General features: G+C 71.5%; 11 protein-coding genes. 7 read left to right on the forward strand and 4 right to left on the reverse strand.

The window, feature by feature from the left end; all coding sequences use genetic code 11:
* Window positions 1-132 precede the first annotated feature (132 nt).
* Genes OEB96_RS28255 through OEB96_RS28265 form a run of 3 tightly spaced genes read left to right on the forward strand, consistent with a single transcriptional unit; the run spans window position 133 to window position 5,557 of the window.
* Complete coding sequence (locus OEB96_RS28255; RefSeq protein WP_266219874.1) at window positions 133-477, forward strand: hypothetical protein; 345 nt, start codon at window positions 133-135, stop codon at window positions 475-477.
* 11 nt (window positions 478-488) lie between these two features.
* The gene (locus OEB96_RS28260) at window positions 489-4,610 is read left to right on the forward strand and encodes a DEAD/DEAH box helicase (protein ID WP_266219875.1); all 4,122 of its coding nucleotides are present in this window, start codon (window positions 489-491) and stop codon (window positions 4,608-4,610) included.
* Window positions 4,607-5,557, forward strand: a complete 951-nt coding sequence (locus OEB96_RS28265; protein WP_266219876.1) for a M14 family metallopeptidase — start codon at window positions 4,607-4,609, stop codon at window positions 5,555-5,557. Before OEB96_RS28260 ends, OEB96_RS28265 begins: the two co-directional genes overlap by 4 nt.
* Window positions 5,558-5,574: 17 nt before the next feature.
* Here the strand turns inward: OEB96_RS28265 and OEB96_RS28270 are convergent, their stop codons facing one another.
* Both OEB96_RS28270 and OEB96_RS28275 read right to left on the reverse strand, forming a co-directional pair.
* Window positions 5,575-6,498, reverse strand: coding sequence for a fibro-slime domain-containing protein (locus tag OEB96_RS28270; RefSeq protein ID WP_266219877.1), 924 nt, complete (start codon window positions 6,496-6,498; stop codon window positions 5,575-5,577).
* Between the two features lie 19 nt (window positions 6,499-6,517).
* Complete coding sequence (locus tag OEB96_RS28275) at window positions 6,518-8,419, reverse strand: serine/threonine protein kinase (RefSeq protein ID WP_266219878.1); 1,902 nt, start codon at window positions 8,417-8,419, stop codon at window positions 6,518-6,520.
* Window positions 8,420-8,630: 211 nt separating this feature from the next.
* Here OEB96_RS28275 and hutH point away from each other — a divergent pair, with 211 nt between their 5' ends.
* Window positions 8,631-10,178, forward strand: coding sequence for a histidine ammonia-lyase (hutH, locus tag OEB96_RS28280; protein ID WP_266219879.1), 1,548 nt, complete (start codon window positions 8,631-8,633; stop codon window positions 10,176-10,178).
* Window positions 10,179-10,284: 106 nt separating this feature from the next.
* The gene (locus OEB96_RS28285) at window positions 10,285-10,797 is read left to right on the forward strand and encodes a hypothetical protein (RefSeq protein WP_266219880.1); all 513 of its coding nucleotides are present in this window, start codon (window positions 10,285-10,287) and stop codon (window positions 10,795-10,797) included.
* 23 nt (window positions 10,798-10,820) lie between these two features.
* Here OEB96_RS28285 and OEB96_RS28290 read toward each other — a convergent pair whose 3' ends face one another.
* Together OEB96_RS28290 and OEB96_RS28295 are read right to left on the reverse strand one after the other, a co-directional pair.
* A complete protein-coding gene (locus tag OEB96_RS28290; protein ID WP_266219881.1) occupies window positions 10,821-11,672 on the reverse strand; it encodes a PP2C family protein-serine/threonine phosphatase in 852 nt (283 codons plus the stop codon).
* A gap of 14 nt (window positions 11,673-11,686) precedes the next feature.
* Window positions 11,687-13,225, reverse strand: a complete 1,539-nt coding sequence (locus tag OEB96_RS28295; RefSeq protein WP_266219882.1) for an FHA domain-containing protein — start codon at window positions 13,223-13,225, stop codon at window positions 11,687-11,689.
* Window positions 13,226-13,341: 116 nt separating this feature from the next.
* Between OEB96_RS28295 and OEB96_RS28300 the strand changes: the two genes are divergently transcribed.
* Together OEB96_RS28300 and OEB96_RS28305 are read left to right on the forward strand one after the other, a co-directional pair.
* Window positions 13,342-14,682, forward strand: a complete 1,341-nt coding sequence (locus OEB96_RS28300) for a carboxypeptidase-like regulatory domain-containing protein (protein ID WP_266219883.1) — start codon at window positions 13,342-13,344, stop codon at window positions 14,680-14,682.
* Window positions 14,679-16,487 (forward strand): hypothetical protein, encoded by a 1,809-nt coding sequence (locus OEB96_RS28305; protein ID WP_266219884.1) that lies wholly within the window; start codon window positions 14,679-14,681, stop codon window positions 16,485-16,487. The genes OEB96_RS28300 and OEB96_RS28305 overlap by 4 nt, the downstream gene beginning before the upstream one ends.
* The last annotated feature ends 1 nt before the right edge of the window (window position 16,488 follow it).

The raw sequence follows: 16,488 nt of genomic DNA on the forward strand, positions 1-16,488 counted from the left end.
GGAGGGCAGACCGGGGCGGGCGGATGTGGTCGAGCGAGGGTTGACCCGCGGGGCGGGCGGGGTGGATATTGGCGCGCGCTGAAGCCTTCCTCGTCACCCCGAAGCGCCAAGGGCCTTCGGTTCTCGTCGTGGGTGCAGCTCATCGGCGTGGTCGTCATCATCCTCTTCGGGGTGGTGGCGGTCGGCCAAGGGCTCGCACAGCAGCGCCCTGGCCTCGCCCCCGGCGAGGTCGACTGTCGCTACCGCGTCAGGCTGATTCGCGACCGAGTGGTGGCCCTCACCCTGCGATCCCCGAGCTTCCGCGAGGCGGATCCGCAAGACGATGTCGTCCTCAATCTCATCCGCGAGACTCAGGCAGCCTGCTCCGCAGACGCCGCAAGCATGCACAAGCTCGAGACCATCGAGGTGCAATTGCGCGCGCATGTCGAGCAAAACGCTCGCGAGTCGGAGGTCCGCCGTGAGTTGCTCGCGCTCTAGGAATCCCTCGCATGGCCAATTCGCCAAACGCCGACGAGCAGCAAGCGGCTGCTTCCGGCTCCGATTCGTCGACCACGGCTCCACCGTCCACTGATCCCTCCCCCACCGAGGCGTCCTCCGCTCCGACCGATTCCACTGGCGAATCGGCCGAGGCTGGAGCGGGCGTTCCCGAGCCCGTCGCGGCCGAGGACACCGACAAGGCACGCCTCGAGCACGCCTCCGAGACCGCCGAAGCCTCGGCCGAGCCGGAGCGCCCGGCTCGAGAGATCGACACCCAGATCCCCGTCGGCGCTCCCGTGCCCGATTCCACCCGCGATGCGGTCGAAGCCGCCGACGAGGTCGACGAGGACGCCAAGACTCAGATCCCCGCCAAGGCGCCCGGCGCGGTCGACGAGAACGCCAAGACCCAGATCTTCACCCCGCGCACGCTGCCCGGGTTCGGCGATCGCCGGCCCGCCGCCGAGGCCCCGCCCCCGCCGCCGCCCGCGACCTCGTTCGACGAGCTGTCGATGCCCGACGAGCTGCGCCGGGCGGTGGCCGAGATGGACTGGACGGTGCCCACCGCCGTCCAGCAGATGACCTTCCCGCTCGTGACCGAGGGCCGCGACGTGCTGGTGCAGTCGCAGACGGGCTCGGGCAAGACCGCGGCGTTCTGCTTGCCGTGGCTGGCCCGGCGCTTCGAGGCCGGCGATGCCGCCAAGACCGGGGTGCAGCTGCTGGTGCTCACGCCCACCCGCGAGCTGGCCAAGCAGGTCTGCGATCAGCTCGAGCAGCTCGGGCGTCGCAGCGGCGTGCGGACCCTGCCCGTCTACGGCGGCACCGCCATGCAGCCCCAGCTCCAGGCGCTTCGCGATGGCGTGCACGCGGTGGTCGGCACCCCGGGCCGCATCCTCGATCACATCCGGCGCCGCTCGCTGCGGCTCGACCGGGTACGCATGGCCGTGCTCGACGAGGCCGACGAGATGCTCTCGATGGGCTTTCTCGAGGACATCCACGCGATCCTCGATGCCTGCCCCGCCGAGCGCCAGACCTGCCTGTTCTCGGCCACCGTGCCGCCCGACATCGAGCGGATCGCTCGTCGCTACATGCGCGACCCGGAGTCGGTGCTGCTGTCGGGTGACCAGGTGGCGGCGGCGGAGATCAAGCACGCCTACTACCAGGTCGGTGGCGCCATCAAGGTTCGCGATCTGCTCGACATGGTCGCCATCGAAGAGCCCCCCAACGCGCTGGTGTTCTGCAACACCCGCGAGGAGACCTACGTGGTCGCGTCCGCGCTGCGCCGCGAGGGCTACCACGCCGAGCCGCTCTCGAGCGATCTGACGCAGACGGCCCGCGAGCGGGTCATGGGACGCATGCGCTCGGGCCAGCTGCGGTTCCTGGTGGCCACCGACGTGGCCAGCCGCGGCATCGACATCTCGCACATCGGGCACGTCATCAACTACTCGTTCCCCGAGAACGCCGAGAGCTACGTGCACCGCACCGGACGCACCGGACGCGCGGGCCGCCCCGGCGAGGCGATCAGCCTGATCGCCCCCCAGGAGCTGGGCAACTTCTACTACCTCAAGCTCCAGTACCCCTCGATCGTGTTCGAGGAGCGCACCCTGCCCCCGGCCGAGGAGCTGTCGCGGCAGCGGCTGGAGAGCAAGCTCGATCAGATCTCCCGCCTGTTCCCCGAGCTGGTAGGTCCCGAGTGGGTGCTCTTGACCCGTCACCTGGTGACCGACCCGCGCGGCGAGCAAGTCATCGGATTCCTGCTCAAGGAAGCGATGACCCGGGTGGCGTCCGAGCGCGAACGCGACCAGGACGACATCGAGCTGCGGCGACCGCGAGGCGGCGATGGAGACCGGCGCGTTCGTGGACGAGGCCGTCGCGAGCGCGAGGAATGGGGCGAGCCCGAGCCGCAAGAGCGAGGCGAGCGAGACCGGCATCGCGGGCGCGGACGCCACGGTGACGACGACGACCGACGTGCTCGCAGCCGCAGCCGCGACGGCGATGGAGCCGGGGCTGGAGCCGGAGCCGGGGCTGGAGCTGGAGACGAGCGTCGCGGTCGGTTCCGCGATCGCGACGAGCCTCGCGGGCGTGGGCGCGACGAGGATGGGGACGAGCGAGCCGCCCGCCCCGAGGAAGGCGCCGACGTGGCGGCCGAGGGACCCTCGGACCGCGACCATCGCCGTCGCCGTCGGCGGGGTCGCGACCGTCGCGAGGAGCGACCGACCCTCGACGAGAACCTCGATGCGAGCGCGGGCGAGAGCCCTGACGACGGCTCCGACGAGAGACCCAATGAGGCACGAGTTCGGCCGGATCGACCCGCGAGGAGCCTACGGGCCGGCGAGGACGAGGTCACCGAGGTCATGGTCCTCCCGATGGACCTCGGCGCGAGCGTGGAGGACGAACTCGCTCCGACCCTGGCGTTGACCGCGGAGGAACTCGACGAGGCGCTGAGCCTGGCCTACGACGAGGCCGAGGAGATGCAGGTCCAGCTGGTGGGCCCCCCCGCGCCGCGCCCCGAGGAGACCGAGAGCCCCGAAGCCACCGAGGCGCGCGGCGAGGACGCGGGAGGTGGCCGTCGCCGCCGTCGCCGTCGCCGTGGCCGTCGATCGAGGGACGGCGAGGCGCCGCGCTCCGAGGCCCAAGGGGACCCGCATGATGATGACGACGGCGATGACGATGCCGAGGAGACCATCACTGCCTCGCCTCCCCCGCCGGTGGCGGGCGAGGACTTCGGAAGCACGATCGAGGCGGACGAGGGCGTCGAGACGATGGACGCCGGCACGATCGCGGATGCCTCCGATCTGGTCACCGAACCGGTCGCCGATCCGATCACCGATCCGGGCACGCTGACCGGCGTGGGCGGCCGTCGCCGCCGTCGGCGACGCCGTCGTCGTGGCCGTGGACGCCCAGACGAAGCGGCCGAGGCGGCTGAAGCCAGCGACGACCGCGAGAGCGACGAGGACGACGACCCCGAGAACGGCGAGGCCGGCGAGGCCAGCGAGGCCGAGGACGACGACCCCGAGCGCGGTGAGGGACGTCGCCGCCGTCGGCGACGCCGAGGTGGGCGACGTCGCGGCAAGGGCGACGCGGCCGAGCGCGCCCCGTCGGCCCCGGCTCCGGCTCCGGCCCCCGTGGTCGTGGCGCAGGATCAGATCGTCATCGACATCGACGAAGAGGAGCTCGAGGTCGTGCGCGACGAGTTCGGTGAGATCGACGAGCTCGACGATCTCACCCTCAAGGGGCGGCGCCGTGGTGTCATGGAGAGCCTCCAGGAGGAGGTCGAGCTCGAGGACCTCAGCGACGAGGATCGCGACGACGACGACCTAGAAGGCGAGGCCTCCGGTGACGACGGTGGTGCCGGCGAAGCGGACGAAGCCGGGGCTGCGGGCGAAGCCGACGGCGCCGTCGAGGACGAAGACCCGCGCGAGGCCAAGAAGCGCAAGCGCCGTCGGCGGCGCCGCAGCAGCAAGAAGAAGGCCGAGCCCCCGCCTCCGCCCGATCTCACCGCCCCACCCCACAAGGACTTCTGGGAGGTCTGGGCCTCCAAGTACACCTACCGGGACTTCGAGGACGACACCTACCTCGGAGGCACGGCCGCCGTGGTCGACGAGCCCGAGCCCATGCCGGTGCGCGTGGCCGAGCCCGAGCACCGGCCCCCGCCCCCGCCTCCCGAGCCGCCGCGCATGCCAGCGGTCGAGGACGAGGCCACGTTCGTGCGCGTGCGACTGAACATGGGTCGCAAGCACGGAAAGAAGGCCGCCCACATTCGCGAGCTGCTCGCGGTGACGTTCGGGCTGGAGCGCAAGGCCGTCCGCGACCTCACGGTGGGTGAGGCCAGTACGCGCTTTCGCCTGGGTGAGCGCGCCCTCGCGCGGCTCGAGGAGCTGATCGTCGGGTTCTCGCTCGATGGCATCGAGCTGTCGGTCACCCGGATCGACGAGGGCACCGGTACCGACGACGACGACGCGGCGACACCGAGCCCCGAGGCCGTGGCACCCGAAGCCGTGGCACCCGAGGCCGTGGCACCCGAGGCCGTGGCACCCGAGGCCGTGGCACCCGAAGCCGTGGCACCCGAGGAGCCATCCACCGCTCCGGTCGAGGCCGAGGAGAACACCGAGCCCGAGCAGAGCGCGAGCACGTGAGCGCGGGCCCGCTCTCGCCCTACCGCTCGCCCGAGCACCGTCGCCGCGCCGTGCGGGACGTGGCTTCGGCGGCCGGGGGCGAGGTGGTGCCCTACGGGCAGAGCGTCGAGGGTGAAGCACTCGAGGCCGTGCGCGTGCCCTCCTCCCGCGGAGCGTCTCGCCGCGTGCTGTGCTCGGCCAACATCCACGGCCCGGAGTGGATCGGCTGCGAGGTGGCCCTGGCCCTGCTGCAGACCGCCGCCGATGCCGGCAGCCCTGCCGCGGCGCTGCTGCACCATGCCGAGCTGTGGGTGGTGCCCTGCCTCAACCCCGACGGCTACCGTCGCACCTTCGAGCGCCAGGGCGTGGGGCCCCTGGTCCACTTGCGGACCAACGCCCATGGCGTGGACCTCAACCGCAACTATCCCCTCCCCGGCGGAGCAAGGCGACACCGATTGCCCGGCTCGGGCTCGACCACCCCGGGCGACACCACGTACGTCGGGCCCGCCCCGCTGTCGGAGCCCGAGACCGCCGCGCTCGATCGCCTCTGCGCCGAGCAGGGCTTTTGGGCCAGCACCAACCTCCACTCGTTCATGGGCACGATGATCCCGGCCCACGTCGACGATCGCCCCTGCTTTCGCCACTACGCCCGCCTGTGCCGAGCCATGGCCGACGCCCAGCCCCGCCACCGCTACCGCCGCCTCGCTGCGCGCGTGCTCGACACCTTCACCGGCGAGCAGGAGGACCATCAGCACCACGTGCACGACACCTGGGCCGTGTGCATCGAGGTGTTCCCGGTGCTCGCCTCGTATCGCCAGCACTGGCGCCCGCCCTCGACGTTCTGGCGCTTCAACCCGCACGACCCGGGGCCGTGGATCGACAACGATCTCCCGGGGGTGATCGCATGGCTGCGTGCTGCGCTCGACTCGCCACGGCCCTCGGAACTCCGCGCCCAGGCGAGCGCATAGCGTCCGGTGCTCGGGCGCTACCCCGGGGGCGGCTGGAAGCAGCTGATCGTCGTGACGATGCGAAAGTTCGACTGATCGGTGTGGCGCTCGGCGTGGAAGATGTCCATCGGGTAGGTCTGCCCCACCGAGAGGCCCAGCGAGTCCATCACGATCGAGGCCTCGAGCGGCGGGTGCAGTCCGCCCAGATCCAGCGCGAGCTGCCCGTCGACGAACACCCAGATGTCGTCGTCGCCGCGGAAGCTGAACACCTCGCCGCCGTGGTACGTGAAGCTCGTGCGCACCTCGGTGGTGAAGTGGAAGTTGTGCCCGTTGCCCTCGTTGCCGAAGCCGTAGCCGTCGATGGGAAAGAACGCTGCGCTGTCGAACACCAGCTCGCCCGTCCCCTCGTCGGTCAGCGTCAGCGGTACCTCGAAGGTGTGGTTGACCCCCGGTAGATCCTCATACCACTGGGCGAAGGTCAGCGCGCTGGTGATCATGGGCGTCCCTGCGTAGGCAGGGTCGTACTGCGGCCGCCCGTCCATGCCGAGCACCGGCGAGACCAGGCCGGGATGGGCCATCGTGCCAGTGAAGGTCTCGAAGTCGGGGTGCGCCTGCGAGAAGTCGCGAATGATCGCGGTCAGTTCCTCGCAGTCCTCACCCGTCATCATCGGCAGGTCACCCCCGGGAGGCGAGGCCACGTCGAGCTTGATCCCCTCGCCGGTGTCCTCGTCGGCCCCCGAGCTCGCTCCCTGAGCGGTGGTCGTGCCATCGGCCGGGCCGGTCGAGCCACCGCCTCCCGTGGTCGGATCCACGGGGCCCGACTCCGAGGTCGTGATCACGCCCGAGAGCTGCGGACCATCGTCTTCGACGGCCGAGCTACACGATGCGATCATGGCTGGCATGCTCAGCGCGAGCGGGCCGAGCCACGCTCGCTCCTTGGCCCGAGCACGTCCGCCGCTCACCGTCATAGGATAGGCCAGCTCAACGGCCCTTGAATGGGTCCTTGAGATCGGGCGCATCACCGCCAGTCTTGCCGCCGGTCTTGCCGCCGGTGCCGGTCTTGCCGCCCGTCTTGGTGTCGCCGCCGGCCTTGGTGTCTCCGCCGGTCTTGCCGCCGGTGCCGGTCTTGCCGCCGGTGCCGGACTTGCCGCCGGACTTGCCGCCCGACTTGCCTCCCCCGGATTTACCCCCGGTTTGGCGAGCCTTGGTCAGCTTGGCCTCCAGGGTCTTGTCGGCGTCGGGCAGGAGATTGACCAAGGCGTCCTCGTAGCCGCTGGCGCGCACGTAGACGTCGAAGGCCTCGCTGCCCACGGGCATTTCGAATGGCTCGTTGGTCTTGCCGAGCGCCTCGTCGGTGCGGCTGTCGAACACCTCGGCCGAGACGTTGGGCGTGGAGATGGTGATCGCGACCATCGGCGGGTCGGCCGGCATGCCCCCATCGGCCACTTCGGGCGCTCCCCCGTCGGCGGCCTCGGGCGTGCCCCCATCGGCGGCCACGGGCGTGCCGTCGTCGGCCGTGGGCTCGTCCTTGGTGGAGGGCTTCGCCTTGGGCTTGGCCTCCTTGGTGGACCCCTTGCCCGAGTCGGTCACCACGGCCGGGGTCGATTCCGGCCCATCGTCGCCCTGCAGCAGCAGCACCGCCCCTGCCCCACCGAGCGCCAACACGAACGCTGCCACCCCGATGAGCACGCCCGGCCCCTTGCGCGACGAGGCCGACGACATGGAGGTGCGCTCGGCCAGGGGCACCCCGGTGGTCGAGTCGCGAAAGTGGGTCTGGCCGCCGCTGGGCGGCAGCAGGTTCTCCTGCACCACCACCACCGCGGCCGCATCGGTGCCCACCGCCTCGATCGCGGCCCGAAGCTCGCGCATGGACTGGAAGCGATACTCCCGGTCCTTTTGCAGGGCCTTGAGGATGATGGCCTCGACCTGCGGAGGAATCTCGAGGTCGGGGTTGACCGTGCTCGGGGCCGGCGGGGCCTCGAACATGTGCTTGGTCAGGATCCCCATGAAGGTGTCCGCGGTGAACGGCACCTTGCCCGTGAGCAGCTCGTAGAGGATGACGCCGAGGGCGTACACGTCGACGCGGTGGTCGACCTTCTCGCCCTTGGCCTGCTCGGGCGACATGTACTCGGGCGTCCCGAAGATCATGCCGGTGCGGGTGAGCCCCTTGCCGCCGCCCTCGCCGTCGTCGCTGGTGACCTTGGCGATGCCGAAGTCGAGCACCTTGATGAAGTCCTCGCTGCCGCCGCGCTTGATGCGGTAGCAGTTCTCGGGCTTCATGTCGCGATGGATGATGCCGGCATCGTGCGCGGCCGCGAGCGCGTCACAGATCTGCATCATGATCGGCTTGACCCGCTCCCACGGCAGCGGCCCGCCCTTCTTGACCGTCTTGCTGAGATCCTCGCCGTTGAGGAACTCCATCACGAAGAACACCGAGCCGCTGGGGGTCGAGCCGAAGTCGGTGATCTCGACGACGTTCTCCTGCTCGATCATCGAGGCGGCGCGGGCCTCTTGCAGGAACCGGTCGACCAGGTCCTGCTTGTGCGAGTACTCCGACGAGAGCACCTTGATGGCGAGCTTCTTGTTGATCGTGGTGTGCTCGGCCAGGTACACGCTGCCCATGCCACCCTCGCCGAGCTTCTTGATCACGCGATAGCGATCGGCGAGCACGGTTCCCACGAGGCTCGGGGGCATCGAGGGGGTGAGCGAGACGGGGGCAGGAACGCCCGCGCCGGGGACGGGAGTGCCCTCGCTCGCACCGCCGCCGCTCGGGGGCGAACCACTGCCCATGGGCGAGGTCGGCTGCGCAGCACCGGGATGGGCGATCATCGTGGCCCCGCCCGCGGCGGCGGCGGCCGAGCCTGGTCCTCGTGAGTCCGACATGCGGGCCTTGCGGTGGCTAAGCGTACCCCATTTCGTCGGGGGAAGCTGCGCGGGTGGCCGTCCCTACGATCGAAGCGCCGGATTGGATCGAGACCACACCGGGTGTCGATTCACACGGGCGAGAAAGTGTGGTCCGCCCCACGGAATGTCGCTGACCCGGCTATGCTGCGCGGCCAGGGCGTTTCCACGACGCCCTGCGAAGGTTCTCTCCATGAGCGGCGATCTCCCCAGCACGGTGACCATTGGGCGACGGCTCGACCTGGCCGAGGTCGTGCAGATCGCCCGCGGACGGGCCTCGGTCGCGTTGCATTCCGATGCCCGCGAGCGACTGTCGGCCACGCGCGCGCGGCTCGAGCAGGCGCTGCACGACGGACGAACGATCTACGGGGTCAACACCGGCTTCGGAGCCCTCAGCGACACCACCATCCCGGGCGACAAGCTCGTGGAGCTGCAGCGGAACCTGCTGCGCAGCCATGCGGTGGGCGTGGGCGAGCCACTTCCGGCCGACGTGGTGCGAGCGCTGCTCGCCCTGCGCGCGCACACCCTGGCGCTGGGTCACAGCGCGGTGACACCGGCATTGCTCGACCAGCTGCTGGGTCTGCTCCATGCGGGCGTGGTGCCGGTGGTGCCGAGCCAGGGCAGCGTGGGCGCCAGCGGAGATCTGGCGCCCCTGGCCCATCTCGCGCTGCCGCTCATCGGCGAGGGCTGGGCCTGGATCGAAGGCAAGCGCATGTCCGGCGGCGAGGCGCTCGCGGCCGTGGGCATGCAGCCCCATGTGCTCGGCGCCAAGGAGGGGCTGGCCCTCATCAACGGAACGCAGGTGACCTCGGTGATCGGGGGACTGGCGGCGGTGGCCGCCGCCGAGCTGCTCGCCTCGGCGGACGCCATCGGAGCGCTCAGCCTCGACGCGAGCCTGGGGACGCTGGCCGCGTTCGATCCGCGGATCCACGCGGGCAAGCCCCATCCCGGTCAGCAGCGCACGGCCGACAACGTCCGCGCGCTGGTGACGAGCTCGCCGCTCAATGCCTCGCACGCCGACTGTGGGCAGGTCCAGGATGCCTACGCCTATCGCTGCATGCCGCAGGTCCACGGCGCCGTGCGAGGGGCGCTGCGCTACGTGGTGGGCGCGCTGACCATCGAGCTCAACAGCCTCACCGACAACCCCCTGGTGCTGCCCGACGGCAAGGGCGCCTACGACGTGGTCTCGGGCGGCAACTTCCATGCGGCCACCGTGGCGGTGCCCATCGATCACCTCAGCGCCGCCATGACCACGCTGGCCACGATCAGCGAGCGTCGGCTCGAGCGCTTCATGAACGTGCACACCTCGCGGGGCCTGCCGCCGTTCCTGGCCGACGACCCCGGGCTCGAGAGCGGCTTCATGATGGCGCAGGTGACCGCCAGCGCGCTGGCCAGCGAGTGCAAGACGCTGTCGTTCCCTGCGAGCGTCGACTCGATCCCCACCTCGGCCGGCAAGGAGGACCACGTGAGCATGGGTCCGATCGCAGCGCTGAAGCTCCGGCGCGTGGTCGACAACGTGGCGCGGTGTCTGGCGATCGAGGCGGCGGTGGCGGCACGGGCGGTAGACCTGCGCAAGGTGGCGACCAGCGAGCGATTGCAGCGCGTGCACGAGGCCGTGCGGCAGTACGTGCGTCCGTGGAGCGGAGATCGGAGCCTGAGCGAGGAGCTCGAGGCGCTGGCCGAGGCGATGATGCGGGGGGAGCTGCGCGAGGCCGCCCAATTGCCGGACGAGCTTACGTGAGCATGGAACGAGTCCAAGGGCAACTGCACCTCGTGGCGCCTCGTGGCGCCTCGTGCACGGTGAAATCGGGTAACGCGGCGCCGAAGATGGTCGTACCGTGGGCACCATGCTGCGCCAGAGCCTTGCCCTCCTGATCCTGCTGACCGCTGCCTGCACCGATCCCGATGGGGACGACGGCTCGACCTCCGAGGCCACGGCCGCGGACGAATCCGGCGGCGGCGTCGACGTGCCCACCGGACAGGCCGCGCTGTCGCCGTGGCTCATGGCCGAGAACTACGCCGGATGGGCCGCCGAGTCGGCCGTGCACGCGGCCACCGGGACCTCGCCCCACGGGATGGTGCGCACGTTCTTCGACGACGTGCTCGTGGCCTCGTTCGAGGCGGGGAACACCGAGCACACCGTGGGCAGCGCGTCGGTCAAGGAACTCTACGACGCCGGTGGGACCCGGGTGGGCTGGGCCGTGATGGTCAAGACGGCCGCGGGAACGGATGCGAGCAACTGGTACTGGTACCTCGAGAGCAACGGGTCGGCGAGCACCGACGCCAATGGCGCGGGACTGTGCGAAGGGTGCCACGCTCCGGGCGTCGATCGAGTCCTGACGCCGTATCCACTGCAGTGACGGCGTCGACGCCCGGCTCGCCCTCAGGCCACCGCGCTGCGCCGCTCGAACTCGATCGCCTCGCGTCCGTGCGGCAGCGGCAGGTCGCTGCCGACGAACCGCACCATCGCCACGCTCACGTTGTCGGGCCCGCCCGCGGCACAGGCCGCTTCGGTCAGCGCGCGGCAGCATCGCACCGGATCCTCGTGCCGCAGCATGTGGTCGAGGATCTGCCGGTCGTTGAGCGGCCCGGTCAGCCCATCGGAGCACAGCATGAGCACGTCGCCGGCTCGCACCGAGACCCGCACCACGTCGGGCCCGACGCGCTCCTGCACGCCCACCGCTTCCAGCAGCACGTTGCGCTGCTTGAAGTTCCGCGCGTCCTCGGGCCGCAGCTTGCCCGCGGCGACCATCTGCCCGACCACGTTCTGATCCATGGTGAGCTGCTGCAGCATGCGACCGCGCCGGAGGTAGGCCCGCGAGTCGCCCACCTGCACGATCACCACCTCGACCCCCATGATCACGGCCGCAGTCAGCGTGGTGCCCATGCCTCGCTTGTCGGGGTGGCGGCGGGTGAACTCGGCGATGGTGCGGTTGGCCTCGGTCACGCCGGCCAGCAGCACCTGCTCGGCGTCGGCCGGCTGCAGGATCATGCGACTGCGAGCCACCCGCTGCAGCGCGTCGATCGCCATGCGCGAGGCCACGTCACCCGCCGCGGCTCCGCCCATGCCATCGCAGACCGCGACCAGCAGGCCGGGCGGCTGGATCTCGCGCACGCGCTGTGCGGGGCGGATCCCGCTCTCGCCCGAGCCGAGGTCCAGCACGGCAAAGGCGTCCTCGTTGCGCTCGCGGGTGCAACCCACCTCGGTTCGGGCAAAGACCTCGATGCGTGCCATGGCCAGGGTCCCGGTCAGTCGAGTCTGAGGCGGAGGATCTGATCTCCGATGCGAAAGGTGTCCATGCTGGCCATCTCGGCGCTGCCCCGGATGCGGATGTAGCTGCCGTTGGCCGACTCGAGATCCTCGAGGAACACGGCCATCGTCTGGCCGCGCAGCTCGAGCCGCAGCCGCGCGTGCTCGCGGCTGACGAATGGATCGTTGGGAAACAACAGATCGCCGCCCTCGCGACCGAACACCACCTGCGAGCCCCGCAGGTAGTACTTGTCGCCCACGATCCCGCCGCGGCCGACCTGCCGCACGCAGCCCCACGCGGGCTGCAGCGGGGTCCCGAACACGCGCGTGCCATCGATGGCCGGCGGTCGCTCCTGCACCTGCGTGTCGATGTTCTCGAGGCGCAGGAGCTGGTGGCCGATCATGAACTGGTCGCCGGGATACACGGGGGCCGAGCCCTTGATCCGCAGGTAGACCCCGTTGGTGGAGCCGGCGTCGAACAGCCCGATCCCGTTGGCGGTCCACTGCAGCCGCACGTGGAGCGGCGAGAGGAACGGATCCTCGGGGAACAGGAGATCGCCGTGCGTACGCCCGATCGTGAGCAGCTCGCCCTGGATGGGGAACGACTCCCCCTCGCTGCCGTCGCGAGCCACCAGCACCAGGCGCGGGACCCCGCGGACTCCGTAGGCCGGCGACCCCCGCGGGGTGGCGCTGGCCTCGATGGGCGCGAGGGTGCTGGACTTGGCGCGATTGACCGTGGGCAGCGGGCCATGGCCGGGACCGCCCGAGAACCCGCCCGGGCGATCGGGCTGGGTCGCGTCGGCGGCCGCGGCCCGCACGGGGGAGATCGCCACCGGCTGCATGCGCTGGTGCGGGATCGTGCGCGCGTCGTCGCTGGGACCGACCACGGGCCGGGGACCGGCCGCGGCGCGACGCGTCTCGGGCACGGTACGCCCGTCCTCGTTCACCTCGGCGTGGACCGCCGGCATCCCCCCCCTTGGCTCCATGGTGTGGGCATCGGCGACCGCGGACAGCAGCGAGTCGGACGAGGACGCGAGACGAGGCGCTGGAGGAGGAGGGAGCGGAGCCTGGCCCTGCAACGAGAGCGATGGCGCCGGCACCGTGCGGTCGATCGGCACGTAGGCACCGGCCTCCGCTTGGGGGTGATGGGACGGTGGAGGCGGGGGCGCGAACGAGGGGGAGGAGGGCACCACGGTCCGGCCCGCGGCGGCGACGGGATGCGATCCCACGGGCGGGCCCATCGAAGGCGAGCGATGGGCGACCGGTGGCGGAGCCATCGAGCCGGACGAGCGTGCGACGCCGGCCACCCCGAGGCGGATCTCCTGGGTCGACGGCCGCCGCAGGCGATTGCGCTGGTCCTGACCGCACACCGGGCAGAAGTCGAACCCCGAGGGCATCATGGCCCCGCAGCGCGCACACTTGCCGCCGCCCGCGTTGGACTCGCGAACGGGGCCGAGGCCGTAGCCGCAGGTCGAGCACGCCTCGTGCCCCGGTCCGATGTCAGAGCCGCAGCAGGGGCAGGGAATCGGGGCCGACATTGGAACGGGGGAGCGGTGTCGGCAGGCTTGCCACGCCCGCGCAGGGTGGGCTAGACGTCCTACCTCGCCGCGTAGGTTATCCAAGCGCGGCTGATGGCGTCAACGGCGTCCCTGCCATGCCCGCTCCTTCCCGACCGAGCCGCTTCTTCCCCCTCGGGGCCGCCCTCGCGAGCGCGTCGGGTCGGTGGATGGGCGGCGGCGACGGGCTGGTTCGGCGCTCGACGGGCCCTCGAGGGTCGCCCCTCGGGCTCGCGTTGGCCTCGCTCCTGGTGCTCGCCGCCGCCTGTAGCCCCGTGGTGCGCCCCGCTCGATTCGCCAGCGCGCGCGATCGCGTGACCGACGTCAGCCTCCGCGGCCCGTTCGACGGACAGGTCGTCGACGAGGGCACCGCCGAGCCGATCCAGGGGGCCACCGTCGTCGGCGTGTGGTCCTACGACGAAGGGGACGGCCTGGTCGGCCCGTCCGGGTCGCAGGTGGTCGAGGTCAAGACCGATCAGGCCGGTCGCTATCGCATCCCCGCTGCGCCCGAGCACGAGCGCGCCGCCCATCGACGCGCATCCCTGGGCGCGCCCCTGCGCCTGGTCTCGTTCGAACTCATCGTCTACAAGCGCGGATACGTCGGCTATCGCTCCGATCGGCACCTCGACGGCTCACCGCGTGGCGACTTCACGCTGCGTCACAACCGAGTCGAGCTTCGCAAGTGGCGCGACACCGACTCCCACGCCGAGCACCTGGTGTTCTTGGCAGCGCCCGCCGCGGTGACGCGCCTTTCGAGCTGGGAGCGGGAGTCGGCCAACCTCGATCTCTACCGTGCGCTGGGTGGAGATCTCGCCGGAGCTGCCGCGGCCGAGCCCACGCCGGCCGCCAGCCTCCAGCTGCTCGATGCCAGCGCGCTGCTGCGGCCCGAGGACGTGCGCCGCCGCACCGGCTACACCGACGCCTTCGAGGTCAAGGAGCTCGGCGACCTCGCCCACACGCACTTCTACCACGGCGTGCACCTGCAAGCGGTCGATCGCGACGAGGTGTGGGACGTGGCCTATCGCGTGTGGAAGGACCCCCCCGGCGGTCTGCAGCCGGTGGTGGAGACGTTCGAGGCCACCCTCCCCGGCGTCTCGGTGACCGGTGAGGTCACCAGCGAGAGCTGGGTCTACGACGGCGAGGACGTGCGCGCGGTGGCGTTCCTCGACCGCGAGCGCAACGTGGGGGTGCTGCTGACGTGCGGGGCCATGCAGTGCATCGACGTCGAGACCGCGATCATCCTGGCCAGCCTGCTCCACGAGAACATCGACTCGCTGACGCTCGTCGACGCGCCCTCGACCCCGGCCACCCCGACCGCGGCGCCGACGGGGCGGCCGACGATGTCGAGCCGACCGCCCCGCGAGCCCGACGCGGGAGCGAGCGACGGAGCGGGCAGCGAAGCGGCCGATCCCACGGATCCCGAGGAGGGCACGCCGTGACGCACAGGGAATCGAGAAGATCGTGGACGCGCTGGTCCGCGGGGCTGTCGCTGATGCTGGCCCTGGCCACGCCTTCGCCGGCCCACGCCTGGGATCCTTCGACGACGCACCTGGCCATGCTCGAGCGCTCGGTGCTCGACAGCGCCATGCACCTGCGGTGGATGGAGGCCTCGCTGCTGCAGCGCGGGGTGTTCACTCCGTTGCGACTCGATCCCGAGCGCCTGCCCCCGGCCACGCTGCGTGCGGTCCAGCTCGCCGTGCGCAGCGTCCATGCGGCCTCGGGGGCGCAGGTCCTCGGTGGACCGGGGGCCTGCCCCGGCGCCAGCGCGCCCGAGGCCACGCGCGCCCGCTGCGTCGAGGGCGATCTATGGGAGGGCACGGCGCTGTCGTGGATGAGCCTGGGCGTGGTGGTGGAAACCATGCCCACCGAGCGGCTGCTGCACCACTTCGTCGATCGCAACGATCCGTCCGCGAGCGCGTGGACCGACGATGATCTGCCGCGCGGGATACTGCGGAGCAAGCATGGTCGGGCGGGCGGAGGTCTGGCCGCGCGAGCGACGGGCAGTGCGTTCGAGGGCACCGGCCGCTCGGCGCTGGCGTGGCTCGCCGACGAGCACGACCCCTGGGCCCCCCCTGCCCTCGCGCGTCACCTGCAGCGCGCGAGCCTGGCCCCCACGCAGGCCGAGCGCGACCATCACCTGGCGCTGGCGCTGATCTGCACCGGAGCGTTGCTGCACGTGCTGCAGGATCTGTCGGTGCCTGCGCATGCGCGTGGGGACGTGAGCGCGATGTTCCTGCCGCTGTCCGACGTTCCGGGCGACCGCGGGCTGCCGCTGCAAGAGCTGGCGCGCGATGCCTACGGTCGAGGGGGTCTACCGGTGCCGGTGGCGCTGTCGCCTCGGCCGGCCGAGGCGGTCGGGCGAGGGATCTCGCTCGCGCCGACCCTGGTGGGGCACGTGCTCGGGCACGGTGACCACCCGGGGTTGGTGAAGGAGGCGGGGCGGCGGTACTTCTCGGAGTCGTCGCTGCCGGGGCCGCGTACGGTCGCCGAGGCGCTCGATCCAGGAGCGGCCGCCGCCGTGGTGCTCGAGGGCGCGGTGCTCGATCCGAGCGAGCGCGAGGGCGCGCGGCTGTCGGCGTGGCCGAGCGAGCGCGGGTACCTCATCGGAGGCAGCGGGCGACCGCTGGCGGCGTTCTACGTGGACGAGCGCGAGCGGGTGCGGCTCTGGCTCGACCGCCGGGTGTACCGCACCCAGATGCAGCAGCTGGTTCCGCTGGGGGTGGAGGCCGGGCGCTCGGTGATCGACCTGGTGCACGGCGGATGGCCCGCGATGCGCGTGGATCGGCAGGATCGCAGCATCGTGATCGAGCCCGGGACCGCGTGGAAGCAGGCCATGCTCACGATCCTCGTGCAGGACGGCAGCGGGCAGCGGCAGGCCAAGGCCGAGGTGGAGCTGCAGGGCGAGGCGGCGCACCGCGTGGTCGACGTGTGGGGGGCGGAGCTCCCCGAGGGATCGACGGTGGTGCTGGTGCTGCACAACCCCGCGGGGGTGCTGCCGGCGGTGGCGGAGATGGTGATCGATCCGCGGCAGGTCGAGGACGACGCGGATGCGTCACCGGGGGTGCCCAAGCCCACGCTGCCCAGGGCGCGCACGCAGGCGCCGGGGACCACGCGCGGGGCCGGAGCACCGCGGCGGGCGGTCGGCGGCGAGACGCCAACGGACGAGGCCGCCGAGGCCGGCGTGCCCGAACAGGCCGCACCGGTCGAGGACGTCGCGACGGACGACGGCGACGGTCCGGAGTAGA

Source organism: Paraliomyxa miuraensis, assembly GCF_026337845.1.
Classification (GTDB): Bacteria; Myxococcota_A; Polyangia; order Nannocystales; family Nannocystaceae; genus Paraliomyxa; species Paraliomyxa miuraensis.

Excerpts from the sequence above, each read along its gene's own strand:
- OEB96_RS28260 (WP_266219875.1), top strand. The coding sequence starts at position 489 with ATGGCCAATTCGCCAAACGCCGACGAGCAGCAAGCGGCTGCTTCCGGC.
- OEB96_RS28275 (WP_266219878.1), bottom strand. The coding sequence starts at position 8,419 with ATGTCGGACTCACGAGGACCAGGCTCGGCCGCCGCCGCCGCGGGCGGG.
- hutH (WP_266219879.1), top strand. The coding sequence starts at position 8,631 with ATGAGCGGCGATCTCCCCAGCACGGTGACCATTGGGCGACGGCTCGAC.
- OEB96_RS28285 (WP_266219880.1), top strand. The coding sequence starts at position 10,285 with ATGCTGCGCCAGAGCCTTGCCCTCCTGATCCTGCTGACCGCTGCCTGC.
- OEB96_RS28290 (WP_266219881.1), bottom strand. The coding sequence starts at position 11,672 with ATGGCACGCATCGAGGTCTTTGCCCGAACCGAGGTGGGTTGCACCCGC.
- OEB96_RS28295 (WP_266219882.1), bottom strand. The coding sequence starts at position 13,225 with ATGTCGGCCCCGATTCCCTGCCCCTGCTGCGGCTCTGACATCGGACCG.
- OEB96_RS28300 (WP_266219883.1), top strand. The coding sequence starts at position 13,342 with ATGCCCGCTCCTTCCCGACCGAGCCGCTTCTTCCCCCTCGGGGCCGCC.